The organism is Frankia sp. AgB32 (genome assembly GCF_023243045.1).
Lineage (GTDB): Bacteria > Actinomycetota > Actinomycetes > Frankiales > Frankiaceae > Frankia.
Map to the genome: position 1 here is coordinate 1 of NZ_JALKFX010000094.1, position 11,222 is coordinate 11,222.

Annotated in this window: 9 protein-coding genes and 1 pseudogene; 3 read left to right on the forward strand and 7 right to left on the reverse strand. The window is 73.8% G+C overall.

Going from position 1 to position 11,222, the window contains the following annotated elements:
* Positions 1–259 precede the first annotated feature (259 nt).
* Positions 260–742, reverse strand: a pseudogene (locus MXD60_RS21955) (HhH-GPD-type base excision DNA repair protein); the annotation flags it as partial.
* Here MXD60_RS21955 and MXD60_RS21960 point away from each other — a divergent pair.
* Positions 737–1,033 (forward strand): alpha/beta hydrolase, encoded by a 297-nt coding sequence (locus MXD60_RS21960; protein ID WP_283098777.1) that lies wholly within the window; start codon positions 737–739, stop codon positions 1,031–1,033. The pseudogene MXD60_RS21955 and the gene MXD60_RS21960 overlap by 6 nt on opposite strands.
* Before the next feature lie 184 nt (positions 1,034–1,217).
* On the opposite strand, the gene MXD60_RS21965 is transcribed toward MXD60_RS21960, so the two are convergent.
* Positions 1,218–1,847, reverse strand: coding sequence for a TetR/AcrR family transcriptional regulator (locus tag MXD60_RS21965; protein WP_248821227.1), 630 nt, complete (start codon positions 1,845–1,847; stop codon positions 1,218–1,220).
* A gap of 524 nt (positions 1,848–2,371) precedes the next feature.
* On the opposite strand from MXD60_RS21965, the gene MXD60_RS21970 reads away from it, so the two are divergent.
* A complete protein-coding gene (locus MXD60_RS21970; RefSeq protein ID WP_248821228.1) occupies positions 2,372–3,406 on the forward strand; it encodes a fumarylacetoacetate hydrolase family protein in 1,035 nt (344 codons plus the stop codon).
* Complete coding sequence (locus MXD60_RS21975) at positions 3,403–4,380, forward strand: cyclase family protein (RefSeq protein ID WP_248821229.1); 978 nt, start codon at positions 3,403–3,405, stop codon at positions 4,378–4,380. Before MXD60_RS21970 ends, MXD60_RS21975 begins: the two co-directional genes overlap by 4 nt.
* Positions 4,381–4,677: 297 nt before the next feature.
* Here the strand turns inward: MXD60_RS21975 and MXD60_RS21980 are convergent, their stop codons facing one another.
* The 5 genes from MXD60_RS21980 to MXD60_RS22000 form a co-directional block, all read right to left on the reverse strand.
* Positions 4,678–5,460, reverse strand: a complete 783-nt coding sequence (locus tag MXD60_RS21980; protein ID WP_248821230.1) for an FHA domain-containing protein — start codon at positions 5,458–5,460, stop codon at positions 4,678–4,680.
* Positions 5,457–6,764 (reverse strand): VWA domain-containing protein, encoded by a 1,308-nt coding sequence (locus tag MXD60_RS21985; RefSeq protein ID WP_248821231.1) that lies wholly within the window; start codon positions 6,762–6,764, stop codon positions 5,457–5,459. Before MXD60_RS21985 ends, MXD60_RS21980 begins: the two co-directional genes overlap by 4 nt.
* Positions 6,764–7,975, reverse strand: a complete 1,212-nt coding sequence (locus tag MXD60_RS21990; protein ID WP_248821232.1) for a protein phosphatase 2C domain-containing protein — start codon at positions 7,973–7,975, stop codon at positions 6,764–6,766. The genes MXD60_RS21985 and MXD60_RS21990 overlap by 1 nt, the downstream gene beginning before the upstream one ends.
* Positions 7,972–10,224 (reverse strand): serine/threonine-protein kinase, encoded by a 2,253-nt coding sequence (locus MXD60_RS21995; protein WP_248821233.1) that lies wholly within the window; start codon positions 10,222–10,224, stop codon positions 7,972–7,974. Before MXD60_RS21995 ends, MXD60_RS21990 begins: the two co-directional genes overlap by 4 nt.
* A partial coding sequence (locus MXD60_RS22000) for a hypothetical protein (RefSeq protein WP_248821234.1) occupies positions 10,221–11,222 on the reverse strand: 1,002 nt, incomplete at its 5' end. The genes MXD60_RS22000 and MXD60_RS21995, both read right to left, overlap by 4 nt.

Here is an 11,222-nt window from a genome sequence, read left to right on the forward strand (position 1 = left end):
AACAGACACCGGCACCCGACATGATCAGCCACCGAAGATCATCCTTGCCCGGACCGCTTAACTAAGCGCCATTGGGCTATGGGATGTCGCCTGCCAGCGCAGGAGCAGCCATAACACGCTGACCACTCCAGTCGATCCGGGCTGCCCCCGACAGAGCCCCCGGTCTGTCTGTCGAAAGCCGAAAGTCGCTCTGCGGCCAACAGGCCGATCAAGCCATCGCCCTCAGCGCGCCGCGGCGACTGGAGCGCGGTCAGGTGGCTCACGCCTTGGCAGCGGCCTTCATGGCCTTCTTGAAGTCGCGGACCTTGACCCGGGACTCGGGGCTGGTGATGTCGGCGACCGAGCGGTAGCTGCCGTCCTCGCCGAACGGCGCGCACGCCTCCCGCCAGCCGGGCGGGTTCACGCCGAGCTGCTTACCCAGCAACGCGACGAAGATCTTCGCCTTCTGCTCCCCGAAGCCCGGCAGGGTCGCGACCTGCTTCAGCAGCACCCGGCCGTCCGCCGCGCTCGTCCACACCGCCGCCGCGTCACCGTCGTAAGCATCCATGATCAACCGGCAGAGCGACTGCACCCGCTTGGCCATCGAACCCGGGAACCGGTGCAGCGCCGGCGGGCGAGAGAAGATCGCACCCAGCTCATCCGGGTCGAACTCGGCCAGCCCGGTCACATCGAGCGGACGGCCAAGCCGGGCCGAGAGCTCGTACGGCGCCGCGAACGCCCGCTCCAGCGGGATCTGCTGGTCGGGACCGAACCCGGTGCGGCCGGCGTCTCGCCGTACGCGGCCGCCTCGCGGGTGCCGTCCGCGGCGGGGCTGCCGCGGACGTTCCTCTGCGTGGGCTCGCTCGACCTGTTCGCGGTCGAGAACCTGGCCTACGCCACGAAACTCATCGAAGCCGGGGTGCCGACCGAACTGCACGTCTACGCCGGGGGCTACCACGGCTTCCAGATGATGCCCGACGCCCAGCTGACGAAGGCCTACTTCCGCGACTTCCTCGCCTCACTCAGCCGTTTCTACGGCCGCCTGACCGCCTGACCGCGCACTCTGGAATCAGGTTCGGCTTCACCGACGCCGACCTCGCCACCACCAGCAACGCCATCGTCGTGCCCGACGACGTCCGATCCTCCGGCGTGAGGCCTTGGCGCGGCGGCGCGCACATCCAAGCTTCGGTGGGCGGGTGGGCCATCCTGCGCTCACGGTCGGTCGCGGGACCGGCCCGTCACCCTCTCCCTGGGTGGGGAAGGAGCCCGGGCACTATGTAACGCTCGACGAAGTCCCGTTTCGCCTCGTCGGGCCGCGTCGCCCACGGCGGGCCGAGCAGCAGCAGCGCCACGGTGTTCATCCACCGGCTCGTCTCCCGGAGATCGAGATCCGCGCGGAGCTGACCCTGCGCGCGCCACCTTTCCAGGAGCGGGCCGAGGTGGAGATGAAACGCGTCGGCGACGGCCTCGGACCGCAGCTCCAACGAGGTGACCAACCAGCGGCTCTCCCCCGAGAACATCATCTCGTTGAGTGGATCGCCCGCCACGAGACCGATCGAGTGCATGAGCAGATCCACGACCGACCGGGCCGCGTCGTCCGGGTGCTCCAACATCCCGAGGACACGCCGCATCCCGTTGTCGACCCGGCTGAGCACCACACCGAGGATCAGCTCGTCGCGAGACCCGAAATAGCGATAGACCGTGGACCGAACGACCGCCGCCTCCTTGGCGACGGCGTCCACCGTCAGCCGCGAGGTTCCCCGCGCGACCAGAACCCGCTGCGCCGCCGCGACCAGCCGACGCCTCGCCTCCTCGTCATCGACGAGCGCCGTCTCGCTACCCCACCGGACCCGGCCCCCCAAGCCCACACCGGACGACCTGGCCTCCTCGGACACCACAACCCCCAACTCTCTCCCGCGCGGGTCCAGGCGGCCGAGTCGGCGAACGGGGTATCGGGAACGGGCATCTCCTGGGGCCGGGGTCCGGCCTGACGCCGCTGACGATGCTGTTGATTTCCCCGTAGCCCACCGCGTCGCCTTCCCCGGCAGTGCGCAATGTACTCGCCGTCCACGTGCTGCGAGCCGTGGCCCGCCCCCCGCGGAGGTGCCCGACAGCCAGGTCCTCCGAGTCCGACCGCCGCGCGGGCTGTGACGGTTCGCCGCCGGGTGAGGCGAGCTCGGCGCGTGGTCCGCCGAGTCATCGCGGCGGTGAATCGCAGCCAACCACGCTGTGTATTTCCGCTCTGGTGCTCGTCTCACTACCGTGAGATCTCTACTGTCGGGCCCGATCGACCGCGAGGAACCGATGCGATGGACCGCCGCCGCAGCGAGATCGCCGACCTTGTCAGCCAGCCGGCCTGAAGCCCCGGCCCGCCGAGCTGAGAGGTAATTCGATGAAACTCGCCACCTTTACGGCGAACGCCGGTGCGGACGCGGACCAGCCCAGGGTCGGTGTCGTCGCGAACGGCCTGGTCCACCCGTTCCCGCCCGGACTGACCATGCACGACGTCGTGGGGCGCGGCCTGGACGCGGCTCGGCGAAGCGCCGACGAGGCGCTCGGCAGCCCCGGTCACCCGCTGGCGGAGGTCCGGTTACGGGCCCCGCTGCGTCCCACCTCCGTGCGCGACTTCGTCGCCTTCGAGGAGCACGTGCAGGGGATCCGCCAGGCCATCGAGGGTTCCGCGGGCGTGCCCGACGCCTGGTACGACGCGCCCACCTTCTATTTCACCAACCCGCACGCCATCCTCGGGCCCGACGAGACGGTGCCCTTCCCGGCCACCTGCACGGCGCGCGACCTGGAACTGGAGGTCGCCGTCATCCTCAGCGGGACGGGCCGCTCGCTGAGCGTGGAGCAGGCCCGCGGCCTCGTGTTCGGCTATACGATCATGAACGACTGGTCGGCGCGTGACCTGCAGGGCCGCGAGATGCAGGTCGGCCTCGGCCCGGCGAAGGGCAAGGACTTCGCCACGACCCTCGGACCGTGGATCGTCACCGCGGAAGAACTGGAACCCCATCGCGACGAGGACGGTTTCCTGCGGCTGTGGTGTGCGGTCAGCATCAACGGCGTCGAGATCGGTCGCGATCTGCTCGCCAACATGGGCTGGACGTTCGAGGCGATGATCGCGTATGCGTCCCGGGACAGCCGGGTCGAGGCCGGCGACGTGCTCGGCTCGGGCACTGTCGGCAACGGTGGCTGTCTGGGCGAGCTGTGGGGCCGGCGTGGGCGGGAGGATCCCCCTGCCCTCGCAGCGGGCGACGTCGTCACGCTCACCGTCGATGGCCTCGGCTCGCTCAGCAACGTCGTCGGCGTCGCCGAGGCGGCCCCCACGCTGCCCCCTGCCCGACGGCGCGACCCCGCGCTGGCCCGTAAGGCCGCGTCGCGGTTGTTCGGGCCGTCCCCCGCACAATCACCTGGGAGCGACCAGTGAGCCCCGACGACCTCGACCGGACCGACCCGGAAAGCGCCATCGCCGCGACCGCCAAGCGCGTCTCCAACTGGGGTCGGTGGGGCCCGGACGACGTGCGCGGCACCATGAACTTCCTCGACGCGGACAGGCGCCGCGCGGCGGCGACGCTCGTGCGCACCGGCGAGTCGTTTTCGCTCGCGCAGCGCTTCGACATGGACGGACCGCAGAAGGGCTGGCGGCGGCGCACCAACCCGGTCCACACCATGCTCGACACCGGAGTGGACGCGGTCCACGGCGACCAGGGCTTCCCCCACGGCATCGGCGGCGCCGACGACGTCATCGCCATGCCGCTGCAGTGCTCCACCCAGTGGGACGGCCTCGGCCACATCTTCGACCACGGCATGGCCTGGAACGGCCGGCGCGCCGACAAGGTCGTCACCAGCCTCGGCGACCACGTCACCGGCATCGAGACCGTCGCCGACGTCATCGTCGGCCGCGGCGTCCTGCTCGACGTCGGCCGCGCGATCGGCGTCGACGGGGAACTGCCCGACGGCTTCGCGATCACCACCGAGCACCTCGAGCGGACCATCGAGCGGCAGGGCGCCTCGGCGGCGGTCGGCCGCGGCGACCTCCTGCTGGTGCGCACCGGCCAGCTCACCCGGGCTCGCCGCGACGGCTGGGGTGACTACGCCGGCGGCCCGGCGCCCGGGCTGTCCTTCACGACCGCCGGCTGGCTACACGGCACCGAGATCGCGGCCATCGCCACCGACACCTGGGGCTTCGAGGTGCGGCCCAACGAGTTCGACCACGCCTTCCAGCCTCTGCACCAGGTCGCGATCCCCCACATCGGCCTGTTTCTCGGCGAGATGTGGGACCTCGACGCGCTCGCGGCCGCCTGCGCCGCCGACGGCGTCTACGAATTCTTCCTCGCCGCCGGCCCACTCCCGGTCACCGGCGCGGTCGGCTCCCCGGTCAACCCGATCGCCGTGCGCTGAACAACCGACCGCCAAGCCGCAGGAGCCGCCCAGCTGCCGTGTACTGAACCTGGCGGACCGCCTGGCCGCACTCCTGGTGCGGCTAAGGTCGTGTCCGGCCGATCACGGCGGGCGAATCCGCCACCGACCCCCCAGAGCGACCAGCCCCCGGCGCGGCCGGTCCGGCTGAGGGCAGTCCGGACCATTGATCGTTACTCCCCGCGGCGAGGCTGCGTGGCTGAGGGCGTTCGTTGTCGGACGCTGTCCAGGCTCGCCCCCAGGACGAAGCCGTCCACTCCGGTGGTCCGCGTCCGCGGGTCAGGTGCGGCGGACGGTGATGCGGGTGAAGGAGCCGACGTGGAACGAGTCGCCGTCGGCGAGGGGGACGGTGCGGCCGGGTGGGATCGGGCTGGCGTCGTCGCCGATCCAGGTGCCGTTGGCGGAGCCGGCGTCGGTGACGGCGAGCCGTCCGTCGTCGGTGTGGTCGAGGAAGGCGTGCACGCGGGACACCCCGCGGTCCTCCGGGGCCAGGGCCAGGTCGATCTCGGGGAAGATGTTGCGTCGGGAGCTGCGTCGTCCGATGACCGACCGGTCGCCGACCAGGGTGATGGCGCGCCGCGTGACCTGGTCCGGGAACGCGATGTCGTCGTCGTTGCGGTCGAAGAACGCCCGGTCCGGGCACACCTCGGCCACCCAGCCGACGGCCGGCTCCGCCGCTGCGGGGGCATGCGCGGGGATCGCCACCGGCACGGCGGCCGCGGGCGCGGCGCCCGTCTCGAAGTCGTAGGCGCAGGCCTCGCAGTAGCGGCCGCCCGAACGCGGTTCGGCGCAGACCGGGCAGGACGGGGCGGACGGCGGCGGAGCGCTCGGCGGCAAGGCCTGCGGAGCCGTCGGTGACAGGTCAGCCGGGGCGGCGCCGGCCCGTCGTCCGAGGAGTCCGGCGGGCCCGGCCGCGGCGACCCCCGGGCCGGTCCCCGCGCCAGTCGGCGCGGCGATGGGCCGGTCAGGGGCGATGGGCGTGTCAGGGGCGATGGGCGAGCCGCAGGTGTCACACCAGTCGTCGGTGTCGGACAGGTGCCCTTCGGGGCAGACGGCGCTCATGGCATCTTCACGCCGGTGGTCATCGTGGACGACGCGTCCAGATCCATCTCGTCGAGTTTCTCGACGGCCTCGCGCCGTCTGACCCGGCCGGTGGGCGCGTCGACGATGTCGACGACCTTGGCCAGGCGGGCGAGGGTGTCCTCGTCGCCGGCCACCGAGGCGAGCTGGGCCGCCCGGCCGAGGGCGATCGCGGCGGTGTCCTCGTCGCCGGCCTGGCGGGCGCGGATCCCGTCCTGGATGGCGCGGGCCAGCTCCGCCTGGCCGGTGTAGTGGGCGACGACCTCGTTGATCCGGGTGGATTCCGCGCTGTCGTCGGTCCAGAGAACCTCGACCTTCGCCGTCGACAGGGTGTCCTCGCCGTGGAGGAGGTTGATGCGGGCGGCGAGGCGCCGACCACCGACCGGTGCGGGCGGCACGTCGACGCACACGTGGTAGTCCCGCGTCTCCGATCCCCACGCGCCGGTCGGGTAGTCGCGGATGAGATCGCTGACGGCCGCGGCCCGGTCGGTCAGCTCGTCGATCTGCGGCGAGACCTGCCGGACGAACCGGATCCGCGCGCCCCGCGGCGTCCAGATCCGCAGCCAGACGTCCGGCACACCGCGACCCATCACCGTCTGGATCACCGCCTGGAAGTCGGCCGCGATGCCCGCCGGCTCCCGCAGCAGGGCCACGCTGCCGAGCAGGGCGGTCGCGATCCTGCGCAGCTCGTCGACGTTCCAGTCGTCACCGACGCCCCGCGCATCGCACTGGAAGACGCCCTCGCAGGCCGCCAGGGCCGCCGCGAACGCCCCTGGCGCCTCGTAGTTCTGCCCGTCGGTGAGCAGGAGCGCGTGGTGGATGGCGCCGGGCGCGGTCAGCATCAGATCACGGGCCGCCAGCAGCCACGTGCCGATGGCGGTGCCGCTGGTCGCCTGCAGCTGTCCGATCCTGGTCTTCGCCTCCTCGCGGGTCCGGTCGGACACGATGGCGAGACCCTTGTTCGGGTAGACCTGGCGGGCCCGGTTCGTGCCCTGGATGACGGCGAACGCAACGCCGTCGCGCAACGTGTCGACCGCGACCGCGGCGGCCCGCCGGGCCTCCTCGATCCGGCGGCCGATGGACATCGACCCGGAGCAGTCGAGCAGGATGACCTCCACGGCGTCCGGCCCGCGTTCACCCGCCGCCGCGTTCCCGGTGCCGGTCCCACCTTTTTCGCCGGGCAGCGCGCCGTCGGCCTCGGCGGTGACGGTGACGACCACGTCGACCTGGGTGCCGTTCTCGGGCAGGTAGGGGTTCTGGTGCACGGCGCAGGTGAAGGACACCATCAGGCACTCCCGGGGATGTCGATGACGACGACGGTGATGTTGTCCCGGCCGCCGGCGCGCAGGGCGGCGGCGACCAGATGGCGGGCGACCTCGGCCGCCCCCACGTCGGCCGGCAGTTCCGCGACGAGCGCGGACATCGCGCCCGGCGCGGAGACGCCGTTCCACAGACCGTCCGTGCAGACCACGACGCGGCCCGGTCCCGCCGGCCGGGCGGTGCGGACATGCGGAGTGGTCCGGGGACTGCGGCGGCCCAGCCAGCTCGTGATCGTGTGTGCGCCGGGAGCGGTCTCGGCGACCTCGGGCGGGATGAGCCCGTCGCGCGCCGCCTGGGCGGCAACCGTGTCGTCGGCGCTCAGCAGCCGCGCGCCGGCCTGGTCGAACAGGTAGATCCGGCTGTCGCCGAGCCAGCCGACGGTCAGCTCCCCGGCCGCGTACAGGGCCGCCGCGAAGGTGCAGGACGGCTCGTCCCCCGGGGCGACGGGCACGGCCACGATCGCCGCCTGCCCGGCCGCGGCCGCGGCGCGCAGGGCGTCCCCCGCGAGCCCGCCCGCACCGGCCCCGTTCCGCCCACCCGGGTCGACCTCAGGCGCGGCGAGGACGGCCGGAGCCGCCGCCCGCAGCGAGTTCAACGCGGCCGCCACCGCCGTGCGGGCTCCCGGGCCGGAACCGGCGGCCCGGGACACCCCGTCGCACACCACCGCTGCCATCGCCGCGCCGGACGCGTGGGACCCGCCCGGCGGCGGATCCGCGCGGACGGTCCCCTCCGACTCGCCGGCGGCGGAGATGACGGCGGCAGCCATCGCGTCCTCGTTCGCCCTGTGCACCAGGCCGCGGTCGGAGACTCCCGCGACCGGCCCGAGGTCAAGCTCGGTCCGCGTGTCCGGGTCGGGTTCGGGCCGGGCGCGCCGCAGGCCGCAGGTCAGGCAGTAGCCGTCGGCATCAAGCTCGACGCCCCGGCACTCGGCGCACTGTTCCGGTTCCTGCTCCGGTGCCGGTGGCGCCACCTCGACGGGCAGGGCCGGCACGGCGCCCCGGTGGAGGGCGGTGCCGCACGCCTCGCAGAACCGGTCGACGGGCAGCGCGTCGGCCCCACACGACGGGCAGGTCGGCGGGGCCGCGGGGAGCGGACGGGCGGGCCGGGCGGCGACGGCGGGATCGGCCGGGCGGGCCGCTTCACCCGCGCGGGCGGGGCCGGTCGGGGCGGCGGTCATACCAGGGTCCAGGGCCGGACCCGATGGGCCTGCTGGACCAGTCGGTGGCGTTCGGCCTCGGTGGTGGCCAGCCGGGCGGCCTGCCGGTAGGCCTGTTCAAGGCCGAGCCGCAGGTCGTGGCCGCGCAGGGGACGGCCGGCGATCGTGATGTCGTCGCCGGGCGCGATCGGGCCCGGCTCGATGAGGTCCAGCGCGGCGCCGAGCAGCTCCCGGGTCAGCTCCACCCGACGGACCCCGTCGAGGTTCAGCGTCTCCAGCAGGACCGCGGCCGCGGCGATGTCCGCCCGGGACGGCGTGCCGGCGGCGGTGACCGTTCCGAGCAGGCGGGCGAGCGCCGCCTGGGCGTCCACGTGGGCGGCGGACGCCGGCGGCACCCGCCGGTAGGCCGCGTCCGCACCGGCCCGGTCGCCGGCCGCCGCCCGGACCCGGGCCAGGCCGAACGTGGCGCTGGTGTACGTGTCGTCGGTGCGGGACACGATGTTGTACAGCCGTTCGGCGTACGCCAGGTCGCCCTGCGCCTCGGCCGCGTGCGCCAGCGCCAGCTTCGGCGCCAGCTCCCCGGGGGCGTGCGCGTACACCCGGTCGAAGTGGCCGCGGGCGGCGGTGGCGTCCCCTTCGGCGAGGCTGACCATCCCCCGGTAGTAGGCGGTGCGCCACTCCCACGGGTCCTCGGCCGCCAGGGCGTCGAGCAGGTCCCGCGCCCGGTCGAACCGGGCGGCCTCGATCTGGGCGCGGATGAGCCGCAGCCGTACCTCGACTCCGTCGATCCCGGCCGCGTTCAGCAGGGGCTCCAGGTCCTCCGCGGCGACGGCGGGCAGCCGGGCGAGCGCGACCACCGCCGGATCGGACTCGTTGACGAGCAGCGCCGGCAGCACCGTCCACGGTGGGCCGGCGGGGGTGCCGTCGGCCGCGCGTCCGGTCGGATGGGCGTCGCCGCCGAACCGTCGGCTGGTCGACCGGGCCGGCTGGCCGGTGACGTCCGCGCCGACCTCCCGCAGCACCCCCTCGAGCTCGTCGTGCATCTCCTCGGCCGAGTCGAACCGGTCGTCCGGGAGCATGGCCGTCGCCCTGAGCAGGAAGCGGTACAGCGAGTCGTAGCGGTCGAGCACCGGATGATCGGCGGCCGGCGGGATCGCGTGCTGGTAGGTACTCGTGTTCCCGCGCAGGTCCAGCGCCAGCGAGGCGAGCGTGCGGCCCACCGTGTACAGGTCGGAGGCGATGGACGGGCCGGATTCGGGTACCTCGGGTGCCTGGTAGCCCTTCGTCCCGAAGACCACTCCGCCGTCCTGGTCCAGGTGGCGGACGGCACCCAGGTCGATCAGCTTGACGGTGTCCCGGGTGAGCATCACGTTGTCCGGCTTGAAGTCGCAGAAGACCAGGCCGGCGCGGTGCAGGTAGGCGAAGGCCGGCAGGACCGCGAGGATGTACGAGATCGCCAGGTGCACCGGCAGCGGGTCGGTGTGCCCGGCCGCGGCCCGGCGGCTCTTCAGGACGTCGCTCAGCGACGTCCCGCCGACGTACTCCATGACGATGTACCCGGTGCCGCTGTGCTCCACGAACGTGAAGATCTTGACGATGCCGGGATGGTCGACCGAGGCGAGGAAACGCCGTTCGGCGATGGCTGCGGCGCGGGCGTCCGGGTCGCCCTCGTCGAGCAGGCCCTTGAGCACCACCCAGAAGTCGTCGGCGACGGACCGATCCCGGGCCAGGTAGATCCAGCCCTGACCGCCATGGGCCATGGCGCCGGCGATCTCGTAGCCGCCGACGGTGTCCCCCGGTTTCAGCGCCGGTACGAACGAGAACGGCGCCTGGCACTCACCGCAGAACCCGACCGTGCGGCCCGGCCGGCCGTCCCGGCCCCGCCCGACCGGATGCCCCCGCGGGCAGAACCGCCGCGGCTCCGGGACGCTCGGGGAGGCCAGTAGGCGCGCGGTCGGCTCGGGCAGGGGCAGCTCCGGGACCTCGACGATGCCGCCACCGAGGCCACGGCGGCGCCCGTCGGACCGCCCCGACCGGCGCGAGTGGCCAGACCGACTCGACCCGCTGACACTGCCCGAGCCAGCGCCGCCCGAACCAGCGCTGCCTGGGCTGGCACCGCCTGGGCTGGCCGTCTCCCGGGCGCGGGCCGGACCGGCATCCGCGGTCGGCACGGCAGCGGCGGGGTCGGTGTAGGCCAGTCCCGTCTCGGTGCAGTAGCCGTCCTCGATGACACCCGGGCAGCCCGGTTCCGGGCAGGAGATGACCGTCACGCCGTCCTACTCCGTCCTTCGTCGTTCGCGGTGCGTCGCGGGGCGTCGTTCAACCCGGCCGCGTAGGCGACGACCTGCTCCCGGGCCGCTGCCAGGTCCGTCGGCGCGGTGTACAGGACATCGTGGGCGCCGGCATACAGCCGCTCCAGCGCCGGATCCTCCGCGAGGCCGGTCGCGGCGGCCTTCTGCCGCAGCGCGCGGAGAAAGCCACGCAGCTCGTCGCGCTGCCGCAGCGGGAGTGCGTTCACCTCGGCGACCCGCCGGGCCTGGGTCAGGGTCTCGTCGGCGACGGTCCGCCAGGCCGCGAGCCCGCGCGCGGCGGCCAGGCGCCGGGGCGCAGGGCCGGCGGCGAGCCCGCACAGGCGTTCCAGCCAGGGGCGCAGGCCGCGGCCGGGATCATCCAGCCAGCCGTCGGGCAGCCGCAGCAGCTCACCACTGGCGGGGCGAATCTTCGCCGCGGCCTGTAGAGCGGACCGTTCCCCGTCGTCGACAGCGGCCAGGACCGCGTCCAGTACGGCGCTGGCGTCTCGCAAGCCGCCGTCGAGAGTGTCGTAGGCCCTGGCCAGTTGATCGAGGGTCGCCGCGGCACGGTCGAGGGCCGCCCGGGCCCGCTGCGGTTCACGCGGCGGGATGCCGAGGGGATCCGTGGCCGCGGCGGCCGTCAGCGGCGCCAGTGCCGCGGCGGCCTCGGTGAGCTCCGCCGGGTGCGGGGCACCGATGCGGGCCGCCTGCGCGGTGAGCCGGGCGAGCTGCTCCTGGGCGGCGCCCAGAGCGGCGAGGTGCCCGCGGTGGGTTGCCACGACCTCGTCGAAGTCTGCGCGGACCCGGGCGGTGGTCGTGATGATCGCCGCCAGGCCCAGCTCGCCGGCGGCCTGGCTGCCTGGTGCCGGGTCGTCCGGTTCGGGATGGGGCGGCCCGTCGTGGCGGGGCCCCCGTGCGGCGGGGGGCCGCCCCCCCGCCCCCGGGGCGCCGGCCCCGGCGGGCCGCCCCCCCCCCCG

What these genes read in the sequence shown, in the direction of transcription:
- MXD60_RS21970 (WP_248821228.1), top strand. Translation starts at nt 2,372, where the DNA reads ATGAAACTCGCCACCTTTACGGCGAACGCCGGTGCGGACGCGGACCAG.
- MXD60_RS21980 (WP_248821230.1), bottom strand. Translation starts at nt 5,460, where the DNA reads ATGAGCGCCGTCTGCCCCGAAGGGCACCTGTCCGACACCGACGACTGG.
- MXD60_RS21985 (WP_248821231.1), bottom strand. Translation starts at nt 6,764, where the DNA reads ATGGTGTCCTTCACCTGCGCCGTGCACCAGAACCCCTACCTGCCCGAG.
- MXD60_RS21990 (WP_248821232.1), bottom strand. Translation starts at nt 7,975, where the DNA reads ATGACCGCCGCCCCGACCGGCCCCGCCCGCGCGGGTGAAGCGGCCCGC.